Raw genomic sequence first — 23,836 nt, forward strand, 5'->3', positions numbered from 1 at the left:
TTCATTTATCAGTCGAAAGTGCTGGGGTGGGTTTCGCTGTATGCGTGCTGCTCTCCGGCTCAGGACGGATCTTGAACCAGATGGAATACATCGCAGGCAGGAATACCAGCGTCACAATGGTCCCGACAAACGTGCCTCCGATCAAAGTGTAGGCCAGCGTCCCCCAGAAGACGGAATGGGTCAGCGGGATGAACGCCAGGATGGCCGCCATCGCTGTCAGCAAGACCGGGCGGGCCCGCTGTACCGTGGCTTCGACCACCGCATGGAAAGGGTCCAGCCCTTCTTGTTCGTTGTGGTGGATTTGCCCGATCAGAATCAGCGTATTGCGCATCAGGATGCCCGAGAGCGCGATCAGACCGACCAGCGCGTTGATGCCAAAGGGTTGTTGAAACAGTAACAACGTCGGCACCACACCCATCAACCCCAGCGGTGAGGTGAGGAACACCATGATCATCGCGGAGATTGAGCGGACCTGCAAAATGATGACCAGCAGCGTCATGGCAATCATGATCGGGAACAGCGGCAACATCGCCGTACCGGCCTTGCCCGACTCCTCGATTGCACCCGCTTGCTCGATCCGATAGCCGTCCGGCAGTTTGTCGATGATCGGCTGGAGTTCCTTCACAATCACACTCGACACATCCGGCGGCTGCAGATCCTCGGCAATGTCGCCGCGTACGGTGATGGTCGGCGTACGGTCACGACGGCGCAGTATCGGGTCCTCCATGCGTACGTCGACTTCCCCTACCTGCGACAATGGAATCCGCTGACCTGCCGTGCCGACCAGGGTAAAGCCTTCGATTTTGGCGGGATCAAGGCGGATATCGCCCGCCGCGCGCCCGACCACCTGCACCGAACGAATGTCCTCGCGCACCGCCGTGATCGGTACGCCCGCCAGCAGGAATTGCAGTTGCTGTGCAACCGCGCTTGAGGTCAAACCCACGGCCTGCAAACGATCCTGGTCCAGCGTGAAATGCAAGGTCGGCGTCAGCGGGCCCCAGTCGGTGTTGACGGTTCTCATCATCGGGCTGGCCTGCAACACGTCCTGCACTTGGCCGGCGATTTCGCGAAGTTTTACGGGGTCAGGCCCCATCACTCGATACGCAACTGGAAATGGCGAGTACGGACCAAACACCAGTTGCGTGACCCGCACCCGCGCTTCTGGCGCAAGGCCTTCGGCAGTCGCCTCGCGCAGACGCAACTTGAGGGTTTCACGGGCCTCCTGGCTGTCCGTCAGCACCACGATTTTGGCGAATGACGGATCCGGCAGTTCCGGTGCCATCGCCAGATAAAAGCGCGGCGCACCTTGCCCGATGTAGGCCGTGACGATTTTTGCCTCCGCCTGCTGTTGCAGCCAGGCCTCTATCTTGGCGCTGGTGGCGCTGGTCTGCTCGATGGAGGTTCCATAGGGCATTTGCACTTCAATCAGCACCTCGGGACGGTCCGAGGTCGGGAAGAACTGCTTCTTGACCAGGCCCATGCCGAGGATCGACACCACAAATAAAACGATGACCGTGCCGGCCACCAGCCATTTGCGCGCAATGACCTGCGTCAACAGCCGGCGGAAGCGGTTGTAGTGACGGGTGTTATAGATGGCGGCGTGGCCACCTTCGACCGTCTTGATGTTCGGTAGCATCTTCACGCCCAGATACGGGGTGAAGACCACGGCAACCACCCATGAGGCAATGAGGGCTATACCGACAATCCAGAACATGTTGCTGGTGTACTCGCCGGCGGTCGACTGCGCGAAGCCATTGGGCATAAAGCCGATCGCCGTCACCAGGGTACCGGACAGCATCGGCGCCGCCGTATGACTCCAGGCGTACGCGGACGCCTTGATGCGGTCGTAGCCCTCTTCCATTTTCACCACCATCATTTCGATAGCGATGATGGCGTCGTCCACCAGCAGGCCGAGCGCCAGAATCAACGAGCCGAGGGTAATGCGGTCAAAGTTCTTCCCCGTGGCCTCCATCACCACAAACACCACGGCCAGCGTCAACGGCACAGCGGCCGCCACCACAACACCGACACGCCAGCCCATGCTGAGAAAGCACACCAGCATCACCACGAGCAGTGCGACGAAGAACTTGACCATGAACTCGCCGACGGCAGAGTCAATATTCACCGCTTGATCGGTGACTTTGGTGAGCGCCATGCCCAGCGGCATGCCCTGGTTGATCTTGACGGTCTCCGCATCCAGCGCCTTGCCGAGGTCCAGCCCGTTCCAGCCCTCGCGCATCACGATGCCCAGCAGCAACGCATCTTCACCGTTGTTACGCACGAGAAAGGTTTTGGGATCTTCGTAACCGCGTTCGATCGTCGCCACATCAGAGAGCTTGAGTGTGCGTCCCTGGAGCGTAATAGGTGTGTCGCGAATTTTCTGCAGCTTATCGAAGGCGCCATCCAGGCGCAGGAAGACTTCGGGGCCTTGGGTTTCAATGGAACCTGCGGGCGTGAGCACATTTTGATTGTTCAGCGCGGCAAAAATGTCCTGGGGCGATACGCCCAGGGTGGCCAGGCGATCATGGGAAAACGAGACAAAGATACGTTCGGGCTGCTCCCCGATAATATTGACCTTCTTCACACCCGGCACATGCAGCAGGCGCTGGCGCAACGACTCGGCATCGCGCACCAACAGGCGCTGTGGCTCGCCTTTGGCTTTCAGGGCAAACAGGGCGAATGTCACGTCCGAGAATTCGTCGTTGACCATCGGCCCGATGACACCGGCCGGTAGTTTTATCGCCTCATCATCGAGTTTTTTACGCGCCTGGTAGAACTCCTCCTGCACCTGCGACGGCGGCGTGCTATCGAGCAATGACAGCATCGTGAACGCCAGGCCTGGGCGGGTATAGGTTTCCGAGCGGTCGTACCACTTCAGTTCCTGCAGGCGTTTTTCAAGCGGCTCTGCCACCTGGTCCTGCATCTCCTGGGCCGTCGCCCCCGGCCACGCGGTGATGACCGTCAACTGCTTGACCGTAAAGGGAGGATCCTCCGCGCGCCCCAGCTGGAAGAACGACAGGATGCCCGCAACGGCGATCAGGAAGATCAAGAACACCGTGATCGAGCGCTCGCGCACGGCGAGCGCCGAAAGGTTGAAACGACCCTCGCTCATGGATGAGTCCCCGCAACCTTGGCGTCACCCTGTTGAGCCAGCCGCACCGCTTCGCCATCGCGCAGCAGGTGTGCGCCCAAGGCGACGACAGGCTCGCCTTCCTTGAGGTCGCCTGCGACGCGTGCCGAGTCGTCACCCAAACCCAGGACCTGCACGGGCCGCCAACTCACTTTCGCCGGTGTACCTGCGATGACCCACACCCCCGTCCCCTTGCCTGCGTCATAAATCGCCGCAATAGGCACTTGCAACACCGGGCCCTGCGCCGCGCCGTCTGCGATCCTGAGTGTGACGGTCGAACCCAGTGGCGCATTCGCCAGTGCGCCCTCCAGCACATACCGCGCCTCGAAGGTGCGAGTCATACGGTCCGCCGAATCCGACAGCAGCCTGAGCTTTGCGCTGACAGCACCGCTGGTGCTGCCATACAGTGTCGCTTGCGCGGAAGACCCGACTGCCGGGCGCACGGTCTCGGGCAAGTGCACGATAGCCTCGCGCTGCCCTGCCCTCGCGAGCCGAACCACCGGCTGCCCCGGGCTGACGACTTGCCCAGGCTCAGCGAGCGTCTCCACCACGACGCCGTCGGTATCCGCCACCAGCACTGCATAACCCGAAGCATTGCGCGCCACGTCAGCCTGCGCTTGCGCGGCGCCCAGTTGCGCCTTTGCGGTATCCGCCGCCGCTTTGATCTGGTCATAGGCCGATGCGGAGACCGCGCCTGCAGCGACCAGGTCACGGTAGCGCGCCTCGTCATCCGCGGTCTGCTTGGCTCGGGCCCGAGCGGCTGTGACCGACTCTTGCTGTGCCCGCGCCTGCAAACCCAGGTCAACCGGGTCGAGGCGCATGAGCGGCTGGCCACGCTTGACGGTCTGGCCGGTGTCAACCAGACGCTCAAGGATCTTGCCGGACACCCGAAAGCCCAAATCGCCCTGAGTACGGGCAGCGACCACCCCGGTGAATGAACGCGAGATCGCGGAGGACCCCTGAACGGCTGCAGACCTCACCAGCGGGGCTAGCGTGCGCGGATCTTGAGCGGTGGATGACTCGCCACAGGCCGTCAGGACAAGAGGCAACAAGCAAGCGGCAATAGGGACAGGTCGAAGCCGGCGCATAGATTCCCTTGATTCAATAATAGGATGGAAATCATTTTTAGACGTGTGACCATATTTGTCAACGGTCACAGTGATGGCATATCAACCTGAAAACAGTACGAGTGCTCGTTATAGGTCGATGTGGCCGGGACTCAAGAGTGTCAATTGACAGATAGTGACCATGTCGTAATATGGTCACACCCAACATTCGATTCAAGGAATCTCAATGCCCTCCCTTCACCCCCTCGCTCTTTTGGTGAGCGCCAGCCTGATAGCGGGTTGCGCGGTCGGTCCGGACTATCAGCGTCCCGACGCGCCGCTTTCCGGTGGATATATGGGCCAGGCCGCCGTTGAACAACGGCCGGGTGTGCCGCGGGCGAATCTCGTCGCGTGGTGGGAAGGCTTTGGTGATCCACAGTTGGCCGACTTCGTCTCTAAAGCCCTCGCGCAGAACCTGGACCTGGCACAAGCGACGGCGCGCGTCACGCAAGTGCGCGCAGGACTGGGCGCCGCCAATGCCGCTTTACTGCCCTCGGGTAACATCAGTGGCCAGGCGGCGCGTTCCTATCAGTCAATCGAGACGCCACTGGGCCAGGTATTGAATTCAACCCCTGGCTTTGATCGATACGGAAGTTCCTACGAGCTCAACCTTGATGCGAGCTGGGAGGTGGATGTGTTTGGCGGCCTGCGACGCGGGCGCGAAGCCGCAATGGCCGAGTACCAGGCCTCCGAGGCTGGCGTTGCCGCCACACGCCTGGCCATCGCTGCGCAGACGGCTGATATCTACATCACGGTCCGTGGGTTGCAGGCCCGGCTGGACATCGCCAACCGACAAGTCAAAACGCAGCAGCAACTGCTGGAAAAAGTCCAGCTGCTGTATGGCAAAGGCCTCGCCGCCAGCTATGAGGTTCGCCAGACGGAGGGTGCGCTGTCGCAGGTGCAGGCGACGGTACCGGCCCTGCAGACCGGCCTGGATGCCGCCATGAACGCGCTCGATGTGATCCTCGGCACACCCCCAGGCACGCATCGAACGCAATTGGCGAGTCAAGGCACCATTCCTCTGGCGCCACGATTGAATGACACAGGAACACCCGCCGATTTGCTGCGCCGCCGGCCAGATCTGATAGTGGCTGAGCGCCGCCTTGCGGCCTCCAACGCACGCATCGGGGAGGCCACCGCCGAGTACTACCCGAAGTTCTCACTGAGCGCATTGCTCGGCAGCGCCACGGCCGTATCCGGCGGCAACCTGTTTACCGGCGGTGCCAGCCAGTCGGCAGGCGTCTTGGGCCTGCGCTGGAGGCTCTTCGACTTCGGTCGCATAAACGCGCAGATTGACCAGGCAAAGGGGCAGGAAGCCGAAGCCCTGGCCGCTTACCGCCAATCTGTACTGCGTGCCACCGAGGATGTCGAAAACGCCTTCTCCGCCCTGGTGAACCGGGAAGCGCAGGCAACCACCCTCACCACAGGTGAGGACGCCCTGACACAGGCCCGCCAATCGTCGTTCACGGCCTATGAAAAGGGCACGGCCAGCCTGATCGATGTTCTGCACGCCGACGAGACCCTGCTGCGGGCTTCCGATGCTCGCGCGCAAGCTCGAACAGAATCGGCACGGGCGGCGGTCGCCGCATTCAGGGCGCTCGGCGGTGGCTGGCAAGCGCCTGAACCACAGCCTGTTGCGATTCGCTCCAGTGACCAATAATATTTATAGTCACAAGGATTGAATGCGAGGCCTCAGCCAGCACTCATGGCATGAGGCTACGCAATATCAGGTTTGAAGTAAGGGTGGGCGCCGTCTCAACGAAGTCAAGATTGTATTGAAGCAGCAAAGGATTGACGAAAGGCCGCAACGCAAAATGGATGGAATCTACCGTTTCATCCAATGGCGTCTTGCGTTCAAATTCTCCGCTTTCGCGCCCTTCGCGCACGATTTGCAGAACGAAGCGCTTGATCTGCGCGTCGTATACCTGTGAACTCGGCCAGCTTTCCGACGCCGAAAACGCGGCAATATCGTAGAGCTTGCGGTCATTGAAGAACAGGCTTGCACCGGTGGAAATCAAAGTTTTGACCAAGCGTCGAAAGCGCTCTGTCGCCGAAATATCCTCGACACCAATGGCCTGTTCAACAGCCGCAACGATTTCAGCCAGGCAGTTCACGCAGATCGCTTCACCGATCGCCTGCTTGGAATCAAAAAACTTGTAGATGTATGCCTTGGAAAAACCGATGGCCTTGGCCAGGTCGGAAACGGTTGTCTTGCTGTAGCCGTACTGGCTGAAATGCTCGTTGGCCGCCGCGACGATCTGATCCCGAATGTCATGTTCGGCAGGACCCCGAACGCCGGGCGAGGAATTTGATGGCTGGTTCATGTCGGTAGCTTACGCATCCCCCTTACGGTTGACAACTTGTGACCATACAAATGAATGGTCACAACTTCTCAGAATAAAATTCAGCAGCCCGACATTATGCCTTCTTGACGCCCGTATTCCCGGAAACCATGGACGAGACCAGCTTTTACCGCCCATTGCAAATTTGGGCGCTTCAGTTCTCGCTTCACCTGCCGCTATTGCTGTATCAATTTGTCGCCTGCCCGAGACGTGACTTATCGTTGTAAAACTGTCTACAGTGCCCGCGGCAACGATCTGGCGAAACACGATAAGAGAACCTGGCCAATGCACACTGGACACTACGAAGGGCATGCAGCGACCGTGGGCGGCGGCGAGTCCGACGCGTTGCCGCATATCCTGCTGATCGACGATGTCCCTGAAGATATCCGCGCCACGCTCATGCTGTTGAAGACCCAGCCCTGGCGTCTTTCAGTGGCCAGCGACGCCCATCAGGGTTATCAACGGGCACTCGCCCTGCGCCCGGATCTGATTGTGCTGGATGTTCATATGCCGCACATGGACGGCTTCAGCCTTTGCAGGCTGTTACGCGAGGCGCCGGCCACCCGGCATACGCCGATCCTGTTCCTGTCGTCGGCAAACACCTCATTGGAACGCCTCGAAGGGCTGGCCGTGGGCGCGGTGGACTACATCCCCAAATCCTACGCGCCCGAGGAAGTCCTGGCGCGCATCCGAATTCATCTGCAATTGACCTGGCGAGCGCCGCCACCCGATGAGGACCGCCTGGCCGAGCCAGAACCACAGGGCGATGAAATCGTGTTGAGGGCGGCCATGCGATTGATTGAACACCAGCTGGACGATATACCCTCCCTGCCCTGCCTTGCCCAAAAAGTCGGCACCCATGAAAAACGCCTCTCCGCCATTTTCCGTGAGCACTTGGGGCTGACCGTATTCGCCTACATTCGCGATGCCCGGCTGCGTCGTGGCCAGGCACTGCTCTGCGAAAGCACCCTGAGCGTGCAGGACGTCGCCGACCTGGTGGGTTTTCGCAATGCGTGCAACTTCGCCACCGCCTTCCGCCAGCGAATCGGCATGACGCCCAGTCAGTTTCGCCAGCAATCCCTGGGCATCGAGCACGCCTGATGCGGCTCCTACAGTTCCTGTTGCTGATGATGGCCGTGTTATCCGCAGGCCTGCTGCGCGCTGCCCCCGTGGATATCTGCCAGGTCGAGCACCTGGATCTGATGCCCGCGATACATATTTTCGAGGACCCCCAGGCCCGCTTGAGCCTGGAAGACGTGGCTCAGTTGCCCGACGCGCGTTTCAACACCATGACCCCAGGCTGGCCGACCCAAGGCTATAGCCGCTCCGCGTTCTGGTTCAAAATGCAGCTCACCAATTCGAGCAACGTGGCGTGCTCGCGCCTGCTGGTCGTCGGGGCGCCGCGCCTGGAGGACATCCGCGTCTACCAACACACCGACGGCCGCTGGCGCGCGGCGCACGCCGGCAGCGCCCATCCCTTGACCGAATGGCCCCAGCCCCCCGCGCGTCAGCCTGCGTTCCCGGTTTCGCTGGGCGCTCGGGAAAGCGTCACCGTATTTGTCCGAGTGACGAGCCATTTCCAAATGCTGCTGGAGCCGCAACTGTGGTCGGAACCTGCGCTGTTGCGCAGTCAGCAGCAGACCTACCTGAGCGACGGACTCACCCTGGGCATTGTCCTGCTGGTCGTGCCGTTCGGCCTGATCGTTGGCTGGATCCTGCGCTCCCGATTGCTGACCGTGAACGCCGGCGCGGTCCTCAGCTACATCCTGCTGACCTGCATCCTCAACGGCTACCTGGTCTACTGGCCCGCCACGCTGGGCTGGACGCGCGAGTGGCTGACCTGCGCCAGCGCGGTCTCGTTCGTCCTGTTCCTGGCCTACATGCGCGTGCTGTTGCAGGTATCCCGCCTGCCCAAAGCCATTGGCTGGAGCTACTGGGTGCCCCTGTCGGGCTGCATCCTGGGCCGGCTCTGGTGGCTGAACGTCGACTCCGTCCAGGGTGCGCAAATAGTCCAGGTGTCGCTGATGAGCTTCTACGCGGTGCTGCTCGCCACGTTATTCACGGCCTGGCGCAAACGCCTGAGTTACAGCGCGATGGCCTGGCTGGTGCCGGGGCTTTTGCTGGGCCAACTGTTGATGCGGATGTTTTTCCCGCAGGAAGAGCTGCCCTGGCAGTCGCCGCAAAGCAAATACAGCTTATCGTCCACCTTGGCAGGCGTGGCGCTGCTGGTGTGCACCTTGATCATGGAAGTCGCCCGCAGCCGCGACCGTGAAAAGCACGCGCTGTCCAGCCTCGACCAACAACGCCAGGCCGAGCAGGAACGCCTGGAAAGCACCGTCGCGCTGCGCACCGCGCAATTGCGCGAATCCCTGGCGGCCCGCAGCGCGTTGATGGCGCGGATCAGCCACGACCTGCGCTCGCCGCTGGTACGCATCATCGACTATGCGCGCCTGCTGCACGCGGGGCCGAACCGCGATTATCCAGCCACGATCGAACGCAATGCCCGCCAGCAACTGGAACTGATCGATGAAATGCTCGAATTTTCCCGTGGCGAACTGGACCAAATGCAGCTGAGCCTCGCGCCGGGTTATCTGTACGGCTTCCTCAAGGAGATCGCCGATGAGGCCGGCTTTCTCGCCGCGCGTCAGGGCAACACCTTCCAAGCGGTGCTGGCGGATGACCTGCCGCCACTGGTCGAGGCCGACTTCAAGCGTCTTCGGCAAATCCTCATGAACCTCTTGGCGAACGCGGCAAAGTTCACCCGCGACGGCCAGGTCCGTTTCGAGGTGAGCGCTCACCCGCAAGCGAGCGCTGAGGGCGTGGTGCTGCGCTTTCGCGTGATCGACACCGGCATCGGCATTGATCCACAAGAGTTCGAACACCTGCTGCAACCGTTCCGCCGTGGCCGCAATGCGCAGCGCCATGACGGCAGCGGACTCGGCTTGTCGATTGTCACGCAATTGCTGGCGCACATGGACAGCCGGCTCGAACCACACGCCACTGAACGGGGCGGCAGCCACTTGAGTTTCAGCCTGCGCCTTAAATGCGCCGGGGAACAGGATCTGGAGCTTGGCATCGTCGACAATAACGTCGCGCCGCTCGACGGCCGGGGCAAACATGTTCTGCTGGTAGATGACATCGATCAGAACAGCGAATGGCTGTATGACCTGTTGGCCGGCTACGGTTTTGACGTGAGCATGGCGGCGAGCGGCGAAGCCGCCTTGGCCTGCCTGGCCGCACAATCGGTCGACCTGCTGATCAGCGACCAGATGATGCCCGGCATGGACGGCTGGGAACTGCTGCGCCAGGTGCGCAAGCGTTGGGGCCACCTGCCGGTGATGCTGTATTCGGCGGTTCCACCGCGCAGGCCGCAGGAGTATCCAGACGCCCTGGCGTTCGATGCGGTACTGCTCAAGCCCGCCGACAGCCGCGAATTGCTGGCGTGGGTCAAGCAACTGGCCTGCCCGGACAAGGTGCGTTGCGAGATGGCCCGGGAGGTTTAGCATGCCGTGGTCAGGTTATCGGCTGCTCTGGCTCGGCTGCCTTGCGGCATTGCCTTGGACGTTGACGAATGCCGCACAAGAGGCACCCGGCACTCTCACACTCGACGAATCAAGCGTCACCGCTCGACGCCGCGAGGAGGCGCCGCAAGACGTACCGATCCCGATCAGCGTCCTCTATGGTGATCAATTGGACGCGGCCGGCCTGCATCGGCTTCAAGACATCCAGCAACGGGTGCCCGGCCTGTTGGTGTCCGGTCATGACGCCCGCTTCGCCGGCGTCGGCTTGCGCGGCTTCGGCGCGACCGCCTACAACGATGGCCTGGAAGGCAGCGTCGGCACCTACGTCGATGGCGTTTACCAGGCGCGCCAGGGCATGGCCTTCACCGAGTTGATGGACATCGAGCGCATCGAAGTCCTGCGCGGGCCGCAAGGCACCTTGTTCGGCAAGAACACCACCGCCGGCGCGCTGAGCATCATCACCCGCGCGCCGACCTTTGAACCCGAAGCCGATCTGGAAGCCAGCTACGGCGAACACGGGTTGCGGGAATATCGCGGCGTGGTTTCCGGGCCGCTGCGGGACGACGTACTGGCCGGGCGCCTGAACGTGTTCAACAGCTCGGTCGATGGCTCGGTGCACAACCTGCAGGATGGCAGGCGCCTCGGCGACGCCGACAGTCAGGGCCTGCGCGGGCAATTGCTGTGGACGCCAAACCCAGGCTTCAGCGCGCGCCTGATCGCCGATCATGCCGAACAAAACGAGGCCGGCAATGTACTGTTGGCCAATCATTACAGCGCCCAGACTCGCCAGCGCGCCAAGTTTGTCGGTTATCCGCTGGCCGAACCCGCGCCTTACCAGCGCGAGGCACGCATCGACGCGCCTGGCCATCCGCAGACCCTGCAGAACGGTGTCTCATTGGAATTGAACCAGGACGTCAACGAGGCCATGCGTCTTACCAGCATCACCGCCTACCGTGACTGGGAATACCGCGCCACCCGCGACGGCGACAGCACTGCGCTGTCGGTGGCCGCGTCCGACACCGCGTTGGGTCATCGCCAGTTCAGCCAGGAATGGCGTCTGTCCGGCACCGCCGGCTCGTCCGTCGACTATGTCGTCGGGCTCTATTACCTGCGTCAGCAGCTCGACCGCAAGATCGACGTCGCATTCGGCAAGGACGCCGCGCCGTGGTTCGTCGGTGATCAACTGGACGCGCTGAAAAAACGCTATGGCATTGCCTTCACCGCGCCAGACCAGGTGCCGGCCATGCTGCTGGAGGGCGCCCGGCAACGCTACGACGGCGAGCAGAAAGGCGACAGCCGCGCCCTGTTCGGTCAGGTTTCCTGGCGTCCGATTGACCCACTGGAACTCACCGCCGGCTTGCGCTACAGCCAGGAGCGCAAGGACGGCTGGGTCTCGCGCGATGTCAGCAACCTGGCCCCGCTGAACGGATTGCCGCCGGTTTTCCAGGCGGGCGGGCAATTGTTGCGCGGCATCGCACTCGGCGGTGGTTATTACCGTGAAGATTCGATTGAAGAGAACAACGTCTCCAGCCTGCTCAGCGCCAGCTACCGCTTCAACGATGCGATGATGGGCTATGTGAGTGGGTCGCGGGGCTACAAGGCCGGCGGGATCAACTTCGACGTGGTCGGCCCGTTCACCGCACCCACGTTCGAGCCGGAGCGCGCCACCTCCCTGGAACTGGGCCTGAAGACGCGCTTTTGGGAGGACCGCGCAATGCTCGACCTCGCCGTCTACCAGACCGACGTCGACAACTACCAGGCGCTCACCTACAGCCCGCCGACCTCGCAGTTCGCGCCGCCGCTGCGCGACAACCTGATCAACGTCGGCAAAGTCCGCCTGCGCGGTATCGAGCTGGATTCCGCCTGGCAACTGCGCCCGCAACTCACCTGGCGCCTGGGCCTCGCCTGGAGCGATGCGCGCTACCGCAGTTTCCCCAATGCCCCATGCCCACCGGCCTCGGGCCAATGGACCTGCGACCTCAGCGGCGATCGTCTCTACAATGCGCCGCAATGGAGCTTGAGCAGCGGCCTCGACCACAGTCACCCGCAGGCCCATGGATTGGAAGCCTACAGCGGCATCGACTACAGCTTCAGGACCGGTTACTACGGCACCCTTGAAGGCGGCGAAGGCAGCTATCAACCCAGCTACGGGCTCACCAACCTGCGCCTTGGCTTGCGCAGCCAGGACCGTGCCTGGGAAGTGGAAGGCTGGGTGCGCAACGTCTTCGACCGCCAGTACATCACCGCCGTGTATTCATTGCTCGGCGCCGGTGACTACGGCGTCATGACCGGCAGCGAACGCACCCTGGGCACCACCGTCAGGCTTCGCTATTGAGCGAAACAAGCCGCGTCGGACAAAACGCCAACCGATTACCGCCAGCCTTTTTCGACAGGTACATCGCCTGATCCGCCTTGCTGATCAGGCCATCGATCTGCGTCCCATGCTCTGGATAAAATGCCACGCCGATACTCGCGGCGATCTCAACTGTTTGCGTGCCAATCAAAATCGGCGCGTTGGCCGCTTGAAGCATCCGCTTGAGCAAAGGTTCGCTGTCTTCCACCGCCTGCAAACCCACGAGCCCGGCGACAAACTCATCGCCTCCGAGCCGCGCCAACGTATCGCCCTCACGCAACGTTGCGTTGATCCGCGCCGCGACAATCTGCAACACCCGATCCCCCCAATCATGGCCATAACTGTCGTTAAGCGCCTTGAACCCATCAAGGTCAATAAACACGATCGCCACTTTCTGCTGGTCCACCGCCGCCTGGCCCAGCGCCTGGCGCATCCGCTCGGCCAACAGCAAGCGATTGGGCAACTGGGTGAGCGCGTCATACCGGGCATCCCGTTCCAGCAACTGCAGGCGCTGCTTCATCTGCGTCATGTCGCTGAACAGCGCCACATAGTGCTGAACATTGCCGTGACGGTCATGCACTGCACTGACGCTGATCCGCGAGGTCATCTCCCGTCCATCCTTGTGGCTGCTTTGGATCTCACCGGACCAATGCCCGTGGAAATCCAGCGCGTTCTTCATCGGTGCATAAAACGTTGCGAGCCGACGCACCATGCGATGGGAATTCAACGCCCGCCCCAGCACTTCGTCGCGCCCATAGCCGGTGAGCCGGCTGAAGGCCTCGTTCATGGCGATGACGCGGCCGAACGGGTCGACCAGGATGATCCCGTCGCGGGCGTTGCTGAATACGGTGGCGGCCAACTCGGGGCACAGGCTGTTGATGCGACGATCGAGCGCGGCCCCGTCACCGGTGGCCGGGCATGTGTTGGAATCAAAGCCGCGCCGGGCCAGATGAGCGGCCAGGGAAGACAGCGACTGATGCAGGCGGGTCAGTGCATGCGTGGCGAGCCTGGAGTTCAGGCAGTGGCTACGGATGAAGGTGCGCAGGTTCATGGCGGGACGCGGTGCTCGTTGCAGCGGTGGGGTTGAGTGCAGGGATTATCAAGGCACTCGCCTGCCGGAACCTTTGCTCGACCGGACAGAAGCTTTGCGAGAGGGGATGGATCGAAAAGATTTTTTTTGGGGTCCAGACGGGGCGGTCAGTTACTGGTTTTACTGTCTGATTCCAGCGCCAATGCAACTTTCAACCGAAGATCCCTCTCGGCAAACGGCTTATGCAGCACTGGGCAGTCGACGAATTCTGCCGGCAGGCCGCTGACGCCGTAGCCCGTACTGAATAAAAACGGAATGTTGCGCTCGCGCAGAACCCGGGCTACCGGAAATACGCGCTCTCCAGCCAGGTTCACGTCGAGAATCGCCACGTCTGCCTCCACCTCATTGGCCACTTGCAGCGCCTTCGCAAATTGGGCCACGGAGGCAACCACCGTGCAGCCCATGTCTTCGAGCATTTCCTCGATCAACATCGCAATGGCGCCCTCGTCTTCAACCAGGAGCACCCTGATGCCTGTGAACGAGGTCATGTTTTGTTCTCAGCGACCATGAACGAGAGGCGACAGTGAACGCCCTCAGGGGCGAAGTCGAGCTCAAAAGAACCGCCTAGATCGCGCTCGATGCAGCGCTTCATCAACCGCGAACCCAAGCCTTCGCGCGCAGGCGTCAGCACCGTGGGGCCACCCTGCTCGCGCCAGTCCAGGCTCAGTAGCGCGCCGTTCGGTTGGGGTAGCACGCGCCAACTGACGGACAGCGTCCCGGTCTCGGTGGACATCGCGCCATATTTAAGAGCGTTGATTGCCAATTCATTGAGCGTCATGGTGAGGCTCAAGGCCACGCGGGTGTCAACGTCGATAGCATCACCGCTGATCTGGATGCGGCCGGGCTCGGCGCCCAATACCGGCATCAATACTTCATGGGCCAGCACGCCCAGTGGCGTAAGGCCCCAATGCCGCTTCGTCAACAGGTCGTGGGCGCGCGACAATGCCAGCAGTCGGCCTTCGAACCGGGTATACCCGTCCTTGGCATCCAACGCGTTGCGTGCTGTTTGGGCCGCGAGGGACTGGACCGTCGCCAGCGTGTTCTTGACCCGATGATTAAGCTCGTCAATCAGGTTTTTTTGTCGGTCTTCGGCCTGCTTTCGCTCGGTAATATCCACGAGCATGTTGATGGCGCCGATCAGGTTGCCGTTCGCATCGTGCAGAGGGGTTGGATAAGGCGCAAAGGGCACGCGGCTGCCATCCGGCCGCTGCGCGATGGCCTCGACGCCCCGTATGGACCGGTTTTCCTTGAGCGCCACGGCCATCGGGCATTGGTCGTGAGGAAGATAGGTGCCATCGGTGTTGAACAGTTTCCAGGTGACGCACCACTGGTCGCCCAGTTGCGGTGTGCGCCCCGACAACTCGACTGCCGCACGGTTATAGAACGTGATGCGCCCCTCGGCGTCGGTGGTGTAGACGGCCGCCGGCAGCGCCTCCAGCAGATTGCGCATGTGTCGCTCGCTTTCCTGGCGCTCGATTTCGGCGTCATGCACGCGGGTCACATCGATCGTGAAGCAACGCGTGTTGAAGAATTTACCGTCTTCAAATCGTCCATTGGAGGTGATGGCGACGTGCTTGATGCTGCCGTCCCTGGCCCTCAGACGCGCCGGGTAACTGTTGAGGCAATCACCGCTGCCGAGCTTGTTGAGGATGTCGCCGATGACCGGTTCATCCATATGAAATTCGGTGATGTGACGACCAATGTACTCGTCTGCGCAATAGCCCAGCAGCGACAACTCTGCTTTGTTGGCCCGCAGAATAATGCCCTCGCCGCTGACGATGTGGAGGCCCACGGCGCTGTTTTCGAAAAAGTCTTCGAGATCGGTGCTTTTACGTCGCAGTTCTTCGGCGATGGCGTGATGCGCCGAGACGTCCTGAAAGCAGTTGATCGCGCCCTGGATAGCGCCATGCCGGTCTCTCAGCGTGCGGATATTCATCAGCGCTACGAATCGCGACCCGTCCGGGCGCTCAATCAAGACTTCCTGGTTACGCACATGCAGGCCTGCATTGAGCGTCGAGGCCATCGGGCATTCGTCGACGGCTAACGGCGCGCCGCCTGTCGTGTAAAGCCGATACGAGCCGCAAAAACGGTCCCCATGCTCACCCAGGGCAGGTGTTCTTCCCCACAGGTTGACCGCTTCGCTGTTGAACCTGACCAGCCATCCGTCGCGGTCGCAAAGGTAGATAGCCCCCGGAATGGCATTGAGCGAGTGAGTGCCCATTGCGAGCAGGCTCTCGTATTCACTGGGTTCCCCTGTCTTTGTGGGGAACTCGTCAATTTGCAACATACTTGCTCCTCAATGCACGGGTGTTGAAACGCGCCTGCTCTCGACGTCTTTGGCTCTTCCCTGAGTGTATAGGCTCAAATGCATTCCACTGCGATAAAAATGTTGAAAACGGCTGCTCAGCCTCTCTCCCCCGCCACCGCCCGCTCATAAAAATACGGCAGACGCTCCAACGCGTGAACCGCCGCATACAGCTGCACCTGCTCGCGCGAGCCGATAAATCGCTCTTTCCTGCTGAACAGGCACAGGCCCTGCGGGCCACGATACGCCCAGGCAAAGCAGACTGTGCCGGCGGGTATGCCGTCCATGTCATCCGGGCCGAGGATGCCCGTGGTAGCCACAGCGACGTCGGCCTCACTGTCACGCAATGCGCCCTGAGCCATTTCCCTGGCGACTTCGCAGCTGGTCAAGTTGAACGTTTCGATCGTGTAGGCGCGCACGTTCAACAAGCGCTGCTTCGCCTCTGGCGAGTAGACAACATAGCCGCTGTCGATGAACGCGCCACCGCCTGCAACTTCCGAGAGCAACGTGACTATCTTGCCGGCGGTGCAGGATTCAGCGGTGGTGATCACCAGGTCGTTGGATTTGAGGAACTCGATAGTTGCCGCGGCTGTGTTCATTCCAATATCTCCCAGGGTAGCGATCAGCAGGTGGCCAGGTACTCGCACAGCGACGCCGAGCACGCCTGGATGGCTCCGTCCAAAATCAATTCATAACCATGCGTGTTTTCCGTTGGTATCGAGATGCACCCGGCCCGGGCCGATGAGCCATTGCTCAACACCGCGCTGGCATCCGACGCGAAATCAACCAGCAATACATATTGGGGCGTGTAGCCACAGCGCTCTGCGGCAGCGGCCAGGGACGCCACGACCGTGCGGGTGTAATAGCCTTTTTGGTCGCCGGTATTGATGATCGGATCAATGCTCAGCTGCGTGCCGTATTCGGCCATCACCGGGCCGACCTCGACCGCGATGGTGGTATCGCCGGGCAGCGTCGCCGAGGCGTACATCGCGCCGGCGTTGCACTCTTCTTCCAGAGTCGTAAACACAAAGTAGGCGTCGCAGGCCAAGTCATCGCGACGTTGGCTCAATTGGTGCGCGGCTTCGATCACAGCGGCTATCGGTGCGCGATCATCCAGAAAATGCGCCGCGATGGCATCACCGACGCGAAACGGTTCACGCCAGTGGCGACTCAACACCACCCGTGTTCCCGGCCGCACGCCATGGGCACGCAACGTGTCTTTGGAAGCGCGAGTCACCACATGCACGTCGTTCCAGTGCACGTTTCCGGACATCACATCAGCACCTTGAGGTGCATTCTGGGTCGCATGCATCGAACCGAACGACAATACCCCAGGCATGATGTTTTGATCGCCCAGGATGTCGACCGGACACATGCCGAAATTCACCGGATTGGCGCCACCGAGGGCCGTGACTCTCAAGGTGCCGTCGTCATCGATGCATTTCACAACCATGGCGATTTCATCCATATGCGCCATGACCCTGACCGCATGCTTGGGTTCGCTGCTCTCTCGCCGGCCCCTGATCAAACCCACGACGTTGCCGGCGGGATCAACCCAGGTTTCGTCGCAAAGCGGTGACATGGCATGCAGGCAGATTTCGCGAACTTCATCCTCCTGCCCGCCGGGCCCACGGGCCATCAGGAGTTGTTTCAACAATTCGTCATGCTGGGTGGCGTCGCGTTGTATATCAGGCATCTTGGCTCTCGATCACGCACGGGTGAATAACAAACGGCGCCCTCGTGTCGGGCGCCTCACACATCAAAAATGACTGAATGGCCTGGGCGGTTGTTCAGATTATTTCTGCCGTTTGCGATGACGCGCCCTCATCACCCCAACGCAGTGTCGAGGAACATCATCACCGCGAAGCCGAGCATCAAGCCAAGAGTGGCCGGGGTTTCGTGACCGTTGCGGTGGGTTTCGGGAATCACTTCGTGCGAGACCACAAAGATCATGGCGCCGGCTGCAAGCCCCAAGGCAATCGGGTAGCCGAGGGCGAACCCGCTGGAAACGCCCAGCCCCACTACCGCACCCAAGGGCTCCATCAGCCCAGAGCCGATTGCAATCAGCGCAGCGCGAACGGCTGAGACCCCAGTGACGCGCAGCGCCAGGGCCACCGCCAAGCCTTCCGGGATATCCTGGATCGCAATGGCGGTAGTCAGCGGCATGCCGACGTGAAGGTCGCCATTGGCAAAGCTGACACCGATGGCCATGCCTTCCGGGAGGTTATGCAAAGTAATGGCGAGTACAAACAGCCAGACGCGATTGAAGCGTTCGGTCTGGGGGCCTCTACGGCCGGACTTTGAATGTTCATGGGGCACGAACCGATCCAGGCCGATCATCAGCGCGACGCCGAGCCCCAGCCCCAGCACGACCACGCACGCGGCCCACATCGGGTTGCCCGTAATGTCCTGTGCCGCCTCGATACCCGGCAGGATCAGGGAAAACGAACTGGCTGCCAGCATCATGCCGGCGGCAAAACCGAGCAGGGTGTCCTGGGTGCGTGAACTGATATCACGCAGCACCATCGCTGCCGTTGCACCGAGGGCCGTCGCCGCGAAACCGCTGAGGCCGCCCAGTAACGCATAACGCAGGTTGGACGCATCGGCCCCGACGATGGCGCTGTACCCGCTGACCAGCAGCAACAGCGTCACGGCAACCGTGGTGGTCCAGAACAACGCGCCGGCCCATCCTTGATTGGACACATGGCTCAGCCAACTGCGCGGAGCTGCCTCATCGGGTGTCGACAGGTCAGGCATCATTTCCTCCTTATTAGAAATAGGGACCTGGCATGCAGCACCTCCAAGTCAGTGGCCTACGTTAGGGCGTCGTCCTGCCCAAGAGGTTCCTTTCGCTTTCTGTCCTATACACGCGAAGCGGCAACTCTATAAGCGAAGCGAAAAACAGTGCTATTAACTTAATATCAAGCCCCACCCCCAACTTGTAAAAGTTATACGAAGCGGCCTTCGAATTAGCCTGTTTGTATAAGTTTTACATGACTAACTACCGTTCATCGCCGTTTTGAAAAATTCTCAAAACATTTCGAAGGGTGCCCGTATCGGAATCTATGTCCGTTGCAGTAAACGGGCGTCAGCGAAACCTCAATTACAGTTGGAGTACTACTATGACGACCAGTAATAAAAACCCAGGCAATTTCGCCAACGATCCGCAAAAAGCATCAGAGGCGGGGAAGAAAGGTGGCCAGGCGTCTGGCGGCAACTTTGCCAACGACCGTGAGAAAGCCTCGGAAGCTGGCCGTAAAGGTGGCCAGAACAGTCACGGCGGCGGCCGCAAGTCGTAACGATATAAAGAGGCAACTTACCATGCGTACGTCAGTGGAACATCAGCGAAGCGAATTGCATCATCGGCCCAGTATGCAAGTGCGCATTGATGCAAGGGTCATCGAACGGCCGAACGCGTCCCCGTGTTACGAGCATCGGCGAGTCGTTGAACTGGCCGAATCAACTATTGGCGCATCGCAAACGCGCCCGCTGTGCGAAAGGCAGTTATAACCTGCGCCATAAACTGCGCCAGGTAAGTACCCGCTAAATCGAAATGAAAGTTGTATAACCGACATAACGACGAGGTAACTGAACATGAGCACTAAAGACAATGATGGCAAAATGAGCGTCAGCGAAGCCGGTAAAAAAGGTGGCGAAGCCACTTCGGCCTCCCATGACAAAGAGTTCTACCAGGAGATCGGCAGCAAGGGTGGCCAAAACAGCGGCGGCAACTTCAAGAACGACCCCGAGCGCGCGGCCGAAGCCGGTAGCAAAGGTGGCCAGAACAGCGGCGGGAACTTCAAGAATGATCCCGAGCGCGCAGCAGAAGCGGGCAGCAAAGGCGGCCAGAACAGTGGCGGCAACTTTGCCAACGACCGCGAAAAAGCCTCCGAAGCTGGCCGTAAAGGCGGGCAGAACAGCCATGGTGGCGGACGCAACAGTTAATGTGCTTGATGCAGGGGAGCCATGCTCCCCTGCCTTAATTGATGAGGGACACCATGCCTTTACACATTATTAACTTTACCGGACCGGTCACTGCCTCAACCTGCAGCCAACTCATCGAAAAAGCCTCCCTGGCCGTGCAGCAAGACGCTTCGGGCCTGGTAGTGAATATCGCCACCATGGGCGGCGAATGCAGCTACGGCTTTACGATGTACAACTTCCTGCTGTCGCTGCCGATTCCGGTACATACCCACAACCTGGGCACCGTGGAGTCGATGGGCAATATCATCTTCCTCGCCGGTGAACGCAGGACGGCGTGCAGTCACAGCAAATTCCTGTTCCATCCGTTTCATTGGCATGTGCAGGGTGCCGTGGACCATTCACGCATGTCCGAATACGCCATGAGCCTCGACTACGACTTGCACCTTTATGCACGCATCGTCGCCGAACGCACGCAAAATGCCAAAGAAAAACTCGAAACCGAAAAGTACCTGATCGCCGCGCCGCGCATTCTTGATCCGCAACAAGCCATGACCGCCGGCCTGATCCATGCAATCGAACTGCCGGTCGTCAAGGCCGAGTTTGTAAGCAGCTTCATTCACTCCTAGCGCTTTTAAACCAGAACGGGAGCCCCCCAATGGACGAAGAAACGATTCGACTCACTGCCTACCGCATTTGGGAACAGCAAGGTAAGCCTGACGGCCAGGATTTTGTGCACTGGTTGCAAGCCAGGGACGAATTGGCGCCCGCACAGACCGATGGTTTGTCGGGTTCGATCGAAAGCAGTGTCACGCCCCCCACGCCAGACCGCTCCAAACGTCAGACGGCGCCCTCGTCCGCCGCGCAAAAAACCCGCAGCAAAAAACTCAAGACCTGAACCTGCCAGACCAAGCGTTCGGCAGCTGTCCGAACGCGCCCCCTTCGAAACTCCAATACTGGCGTTTAAATATCAACTAAGCGCTCGTTTGAAAATCTTGCCTTTTTTTGTTGAAAACAATCACGTCATAATTGATTGTGGGTGACCGTTTCAATTCAAGGAGGAATCGATGTGTCTGATCTACAAGCGAACCGCCGGTGCGCTCAATGCAAACAACCTTTTGAGCCGACTACCGACGAACCCGCCTATCTGGTGTCCACGGCCTCCGACATGCTCTGCCCGACATGCAGGCAACAGTATCTGGCCGACTTGATGAAGGACGCACTTCAACGCAGCGTCCTTAAATTATGCATGTTGCAGGAACGTCGAAGAAAACAGTAAGACTTACATTCAACTAACGCTAAACCCAAACGAATGTACTCTATTAACGTTACACTCAATCGGGTGGCGGTGGTACATAGGGCTGCGCAATAAACGGAACGCTGCCGGAAGGACGCCACCTGACATTCTCTAGGCCGTAGCGTTCCGCAAGAGGTTTGCTGACCCGCTTGATCTTTTCATGGCGTGACCGTGGAATTATACCGATTCCCGCATCGCAGGAGGCCCAATGCCACGCCTCGGCGTTGTTCATGGCCTCAGCTCTTATAATGAAAGACTTCGGCTCATGATGGTATTCGTATTCGATGATGTATAAAGAATTTTTCATATGCGCTCCTGATGATTTTTTGTTATTTGCGCAGCACGAAGGTTCAGATTTTTTTCCCCTCAAGAGTCCTTTTAGTTGCACCAAATTGCGGCGCCCTTGCAATACGACCATTCGTCGGCAGTTGATAAAAAAAACAAAACCGTTTCCACTTTTCTTGTTTCTTACTACTGAGTCTGTTCACTCCAGGCTCTGGTAAAAACTCCTGTCTTGCCCGTACTCCGTACGGGCTTTTTTTTGCTGTTTATAAGGCCGCCATTCTTCAGCGAGACGTGACTAGTGCGTGCACCTCTATATACGCAAGGGATGTTTATTCCAAAGTGTAAGCAGGTATTACAGCGAACAGCGTGAACTTGAAGAGCGCGAAACCTTTCATCCCCAATCCCGAAATACGGCGGAACCTCAAACGGCGCACGATTTTCTATCGCAGACACACCCATCGGAGGATCGAACCATGACTGACCAGCCCCTGATATCGACCCACACCCCGCCTGACGCGCACCGAAGCGGCACGATGACCAAGGCTGAGCGCACGCTGTCGCTGACGGCCGGCGCTGCCCTTTTACTGCATGGCTGGCGCAAGGGCGGGTTGAGCGGCGCACTGCAGATCGCGGCGGGCGCCTACGGCGTGTTTCGCGGTGCAGCCGGGCACTGCGCGCTGAAGCAGACGTTGACGCTCACCCCTTACGAAGCGCAATTCAGCAGCGAGCACCAATGGCCGCTCAGCGAGGCGATCACGCGCAGCATTACGATCATGCGTCCATTGGAGGAAGTGTCTGCCTTCATCGCCAGGCCCGAGAACATCGGCCCTTTGCTGCGTTGGGTCGACAGCGTCGAGCAACTGACCCCGAACACCGCGCGCTGGAACCTGCGCGCCCCGGCCGGGCGGCGCCTGCAATGCACGTTGGTGCAGAGCGACACCCAGGATCCCAATGTGCTGCATTGGAACACCCCGGGCGACGCGCGCTGGGCGCACGACATCAGCGTCTCCCTGACGCCCGCCCCGGCCGGCCGTGGAACCCAGGTCAAGGCCGTGGTGGTGTGCAAGCCGGCAATGGGCAAATTGGGCTATGGCCTGGCCCGTGCGATCAGCCTGTTCAGCGACAAAGCCTTGCTCAACGCCTTGCAGGCGGTGAAGCAGCAACTGGAGACCGGCGAGGTCAGCAACAACCGCCTCAGGCCGGACCAGGACGACGACTTTTTTTACGTACACGCCGGCACTGACCAGGTCGCGACCGATCATCCGTCAGCCAAGACCGGCGTGGTTATTGAAGGAGGACATCACTGATGCGCGCACTCACCTGGCAAGCCCCCAACCTGCTGCAAGTCGACAATGTCGCCGACCCTGCGATCCTCAACCCACGGGACGCGATCATCCGCGTAACGCTCTCCTCGGTCTGTGGTTCGGACCTGCACTTGCTCGGCGGCTACGTACCCGCCATGAAGCCCGGCGATATCATTGGCCACGAATTCATGGGTGAAGTGGTCGAGGTCGGCAAAGGCGTCACGCAGCTGCGCAAGGGTGACAAAGTGGTCACCATCTCGATCATCGGCTGCGGCAACTGCGAGCCGTGCCAACGCAGCGATTTTTCCTGTTGCGACAACTCCAACCCAAACCCGTCGGCGACGGACCTGATGTACGGCCAGCCGTGCTGCGGCATCATCGGCTACAGCCACGCCTTTGGCGGTTACCCCGGCAGCCACGCGACCTATGTACGGGTGCCGTTTGCCGACGTCAACCTGTTCAAGGTGCCCGAAGGCGTGACCGATGAACAGGCGCTGTTTGTCTCGGACGCGGCGCCCACCGGTTACTTTGCCGCGGACAACGCCGATATCCAGCCCGGCGACACCGTGGCGGTATGGGGCTGCGGTGGCGTTGGCCAGATGGCGATCTGCAGCGCCTACCTGTTGGGCGCCGAGCGGGTGATTGCGATTGACCGCTACCCCGACCGGCTGCGCCTGGCCGAAGAGCGCGGCAAGGCCATCCCTATCAACTACGAGAAAACCAATGTGCACGACGCCTTGCTGGAGCTGACCGGCGGCCGTGGGCCGGACCGCTGCATCGACTGCGTGGGCATGGAGGCGCATGGCACCGAGATCGACTACGCCTATGACAAGGCCAAGCAACTGCTCAGGCTGCACACCGAACGCGGCAGCGTGCTCAGGCAGGCCATACGCGCCTGCCGCAAAGGCGGCACGGTGTCGGTGGTTGGCGTGTACGGCGGGTTGCTCGACAAGTTCCCCATGGGCGCGATCGTCAACAAGGCATTGACCTTGAAATCCGGGCAGCAACCGGGGCAGCGTTACGCACCGACCCTGTTCGAGCACATTCAGAAAGGCGAACTCGACCCTGCCTATCTGCTGACCCATCCCATGAGCCTGGAAGACGGGGCGCAAGGCTACAAGCTGTTCAAGGAAAAAACCGATAATTGCCTGCGGGCGGTGTTCAAGCCCTGAGGACCGTGCG

20 protein-coding genes are annotated in these 23,836 nt (G+C 60.4%); 10 read left to right on the plus strand and 10 right to left on the minus strand.

Features of this window, described 5'->3' with window-relative positions:
- Position 1: 1 nt before the first annotated feature.
- Positions 2–3,112, minus strand: a complete 3,111-nt coding sequence (locus BLL36_RS28270; RefSeq protein ID WP_076954887.1) for an efflux RND transporter permease subunit — start codon at positions 3,110–3,112, stop codon at positions 2–4.
- A complete protein-coding gene (locus BLL36_RS28275) occupies positions 3,109–4,218 on the minus strand; it encodes an efflux RND transporter periplasmic adaptor subunit (RefSeq protein WP_076954888.1) in 1,110 nt (369 codons plus the stop codon). The genes BLL36_RS28270 and BLL36_RS28275 overlap by 4 nt, the downstream gene beginning before the upstream one ends.
- Before the next feature lie 205 nt (positions 4,219–4,423).
- Here BLL36_RS28275 and BLL36_RS28280 point away from each other — a divergent pair, with 205 nt between their 5' ends.
- Complete coding sequence (locus BLL36_RS28280; RefSeq protein ID WP_076954889.1) at positions 4,424–5,896, plus strand: efflux transporter outer membrane subunit; 1,473 nt, start codon at positions 4,424–4,426, stop codon at positions 5,894–5,896.
- A gap of 43 nt (positions 5,897–5,939) precedes the next feature.
- Here the strand turns inward: BLL36_RS28280 and BLL36_RS28285 are convergent, their stop codons facing one another.
- A complete protein-coding gene (locus tag BLL36_RS28285; protein ID WP_076954890.1) occupies positions 5,940–6,560 on the minus strand; it encodes a TetR/AcrR family transcriptional regulator in 621 nt (206 codons plus the stop codon).
- Between the two features lie 303 nt (positions 6,561–6,863).
- Here BLL36_RS28285 and BLL36_RS28290 point away from each other — a divergent pair, with 303 nt between their 5' ends.
- From BLL36_RS28290 to BLL36_RS28300, 3 genes are read left to right on the plus strand one after another with little or no spacing between them, the layout of a single operon-like run.
- The gene (locus tag BLL36_RS28290; RefSeq protein ID WP_083735351.1) at positions 6,864–7,679 is read left to right on the plus strand and encodes a response regulator transcription factor; all 816 of its coding nucleotides are present in this window, start codon (positions 6,864–6,866) and stop codon (positions 7,677–7,679) included.
- Positions 7,679–10,081 (plus strand): hybrid sensor histidine kinase/response regulator, encoded by a 2,403-nt coding sequence (locus BLL36_RS28295; RefSeq protein ID WP_083735352.1) that lies wholly within the window; start codon positions 7,679–7,681, stop codon positions 10,079–10,081. Before BLL36_RS28290 ends, BLL36_RS28295 begins: the two co-directional genes overlap by 1 nt.
- 1 nt (position 10,082) lies before the next feature.
- Complete coding sequence (locus tag BLL36_RS28300; protein WP_076954891.1) at positions 10,083–12,434, plus strand: TonB-dependent receptor; 2,352 nt, start codon at positions 10,083–10,085, stop codon at positions 12,432–12,434.
- Here the strand turns inward: BLL36_RS28300 and BLL36_RS28305 are convergent.
- From BLL36_RS28305 to BLL36_RS28330, 6 genes are all read right to left on the minus strand, one after another.
- A complete protein-coding gene (locus BLL36_RS28305) occupies positions 12,418–13,503 on the minus strand; it encodes a sensor domain-containing diguanylate cyclase (RefSeq protein ID WP_076954892.1) in 1,086 nt (361 codons plus the stop codon). The genes BLL36_RS28300 and BLL36_RS28305 overlap by 17 nt on opposite strands.
- 146 nt (positions 13,504–13,649) lie before the next feature.
- Entirely contained in the window at positions 13,650–14,030 is a 381-nt protein-coding gene (locus BLL36_RS28310; protein ID WP_076954893.1) for a response regulator, read from the minus strand.
- Positions 14,027–15,829 carry a PAS domain S-box protein gene (locus tag BLL36_RS28315; protein ID WP_076954894.1) on the minus strand — a complete coding sequence of 601 codons (1,803 nt, stop codon included), beginning with the start codon at positions 15,827–15,829 and terminating at the stop codon, positions 14,027–14,029. Before BLL36_RS28315 ends, BLL36_RS28310 begins: the two co-directional genes overlap by 4 nt.
- A 116-nt stretch (positions 15,830–15,945) precedes the next feature.
- Complete coding sequence (locus tag BLL36_RS28320) at positions 15,946–16,446, minus strand: CinA family protein (protein ID WP_076954895.1); 501 nt, start codon at positions 16,444–16,446, stop codon at positions 15,946–15,948.
- A gap of 23 nt (positions 16,447–16,469) precedes the next feature.
- Positions 16,470–17,543 carry a zinc-binding metallopeptidase family protein gene (locus BLL36_RS28325; RefSeq protein WP_076954896.1) on the minus strand — a complete coding sequence of 358 codons (1,074 nt, stop codon included), beginning with the start codon at positions 17,541–17,543 and terminating at the stop codon, positions 16,470–16,472.
- A 131-nt stretch (positions 17,544–17,674) separates the two neighbouring features.
- Positions 17,675–18,604, minus strand: coding sequence for a ZIP family metal transporter (locus BLL36_RS28330; RefSeq protein ID WP_076954897.1), 930 nt, complete (start codon positions 18,602–18,604; stop codon positions 17,675–17,677).
- Between the two features lie 365 nt (positions 18,605–18,969).
- Between BLL36_RS28330 and BLL36_RS28335 the strand changes: the two genes are divergently transcribed.
- From BLL36_RS28335 to BLL36_RS28350, 4 genes are all read left to right on the plus strand, one after another.
- Complete coding sequence (locus BLL36_RS28335) at positions 18,970–19,146, plus strand: con-10 family general stress protein (protein ID WP_003174481.1); 177 nt, start codon at positions 18,970–18,972, stop codon at positions 19,144–19,146.
- A 295-nt stretch (positions 19,147–19,441) separates the two neighbouring features.
- A complete protein-coding gene (locus tag BLL36_RS28340) occupies positions 19,442–19,792 on the plus strand; it encodes a con-10 family general stress protein (protein WP_076954898.1) in 351 nt (116 codons plus the stop codon).
- A 53-nt stretch (positions 19,793–19,845) separates the two neighbouring features.
- Positions 19,846–20,397 carry an ATP-dependent Clp protease proteolytic subunit gene (locus BLL36_RS28345; protein ID WP_076954899.1) on the plus strand — a complete coding sequence of 184 codons (552 nt, stop codon included), beginning with the start codon at positions 19,846–19,848 and terminating at the stop codon, positions 20,395–20,397.
- 29 nt (positions 20,398–20,426) lie between these two features.
- Positions 20,427–20,666 (plus strand): DUF2934 domain-containing protein, encoded by a 240-nt coding sequence (locus tag BLL36_RS28350; RefSeq protein ID WP_076954900.1) that lies wholly within the window; start codon positions 20,427–20,429, stop codon positions 20,664–20,666.
- 436 nt (positions 20,667–21,102) lie between these two features.
- Here the strand turns inward: BLL36_RS28350 and BLL36_RS28360 are convergent, their stop codons facing one another.
- Positions 21,103–21,372: a DUF6555 family protein gene (locus BLL36_RS28360; protein WP_076954902.1), complete on the minus strand. Its 270-nt coding sequence runs from the start codon at positions 21,370–21,372 to the stop codon at positions 21,103–21,105.
- Positions 21,373–21,823: 451 nt separating this feature from the next.
- On the opposite strand from BLL36_RS28360, the gene BLL36_RS28365 reads away from it, so the two are divergent.
- Together BLL36_RS28365 and BLL36_RS28370 are read left to right on the plus strand one after the other, a co-directional pair.
- Positions 21,824–22,657: an SRPBCC family protein gene (locus BLL36_RS28365; RefSeq protein WP_076954903.1), complete on the plus strand. Its 834-nt coding sequence runs from the start codon at positions 21,824–21,826 to the stop codon at positions 22,655–22,657.
- Positions 22,657–23,826 (plus strand): zinc-dependent alcohol dehydrogenase, encoded by a 1,170-nt coding sequence (locus BLL36_RS28370; protein WP_076954904.1) that lies wholly within the window; start codon positions 22,657–22,659, stop codon positions 23,824–23,826. The genes BLL36_RS28365 and BLL36_RS28370 overlap by 1 nt, the downstream gene beginning before the upstream one ends.
- Positions 23,827–23,836: the final 10 nt, after the last annotated feature.

The organism is Pseudomonas cedrina subsp. cedrina, assembly GCF_001983175.1.
Lineage (GTDB): Bacteria > Pseudomonadota > Gammaproteobacteria > Pseudomonadales > Pseudomonadaceae > Aquipseudomonas > Aquipseudomonas cedrina.

Coding starts and splice junctions, on each gene's coding strand:
- BLL36_RS28270 (WP_076954887.1), bottom strand. CDS start 3,112: ATGAGCGAGGGTCGTTTCAACCTTTCGGCGCTCGCCGTGCGCGAGCGC.
- BLL36_RS28275 (WP_076954888.1), bottom strand. CDS start 4,218: ATGCGCCGGCTTCGACCTGTCCCTATTGCCGCTTGCTTGTTGCCTCTT.
- BLL36_RS28280 (WP_076954889.1), top strand. CDS start 4,424: ATGCCCTCCCTTCACCCCCTCGCTCTTTTGGTGAGCGCCAGCCTGATA.
- BLL36_RS28285 (WP_076954890.1), bottom strand. CDS start 6,560: ATGAACCAGCCATCAAATTCCTCGCCCGGCGTTCGGGGTCCTGCCGAA.
- BLL36_RS28290 (WP_083735351.1), top strand. CDS start 6,864: ATGCACACTGGACACTACGAAGGGCATGCAGCGACCGTGGGCGGCGGC.
- BLL36_RS28295 (WP_083735352.1), top strand. CDS start 7,679: ATGCGGCTCCTACAGTTCCTGTTGCTGATGATGGCCGTGTTATCCGCA.
- BLL36_RS28300 (WP_076954891.1), top strand. CDS start 10,083: ATGCCGTGGTCAGGTTATCGGCTGCTCTGGCTCGGCTGCCTTGCGGCA.
- BLL36_RS28305 (WP_076954892.1), bottom strand. CDS start 13,503: ATGAACCTGCGCACCTTCATCCGTAGCCACTGCCTGAACTCCAGGCTC.
- BLL36_RS28310 (WP_076954893.1), bottom strand. CDS start 14,030: ATGACCTCGTTCACAGGCATCAGGGTGCTCCTGGTTGAAGACGAGGGC.
- BLL36_RS28315 (WP_076954894.1), bottom strand. CDS start 15,829: ATGTTGCAAATTGACGAGTTCCCCACAAAGACAGGGGAACCCAGTGAA.
- BLL36_RS28320 (WP_076954895.1), bottom strand. CDS start 16,446: ATGAACACAGCCGCGGCAACTATCGAGTTCCTCAAATCCAACGACCTG.
- BLL36_RS28325 (WP_076954896.1), bottom strand. CDS start 17,543: ATGCCTGATATACAACGCGACGCCACCCAGCATGACGAATTGTTGAAA.
- BLL36_RS28330 (WP_076954897.1), bottom strand. CDS start 18,604: ATGCCTGACCTGTCGACACCCGATGAGGCAGCTCCGCGCAGTTGGCTG.
- BLL36_RS28335 (WP_003174481.1), top strand. CDS start 18,970: ATGACGACCAGTAATAAAAACCCAGGCAATTTCGCCAACGATCCGCAA.
- BLL36_RS28340 (WP_076954898.1), top strand. CDS start 19,442: ATGAGCACTAAAGACAATGATGGCAAAATGAGCGTCAGCGAAGCCGGT.
- BLL36_RS28345 (WP_076954899.1), top strand. CDS start 19,846: ATGCCTTTACACATTATTAACTTTACCGGACCGGTCACTGCCTCAACC.
- BLL36_RS28350 (WP_076954900.1), top strand. CDS start 20,427: ATGGACGAAGAAACGATTCGACTCACTGCCTACCGCATTTGGGAACAG.
- BLL36_RS28360 (WP_076954902.1), bottom strand. CDS start 21,372: ATGAAAAATTCTTTATACATCATCGAATACGAATACCATCATGAGCCG.
- BLL36_RS28365 (WP_076954903.1), top strand. CDS start 21,824: ATGACTGACCAGCCCCTGATATCGACCCACACCCCGCCTGACGCGCAC.
- BLL36_RS28370 (WP_076954904.1), top strand. CDS start 22,657: ATGCGCGCACTCACCTGGCAAGCCCCCAACCTGCTGCAAGTCGACAAT.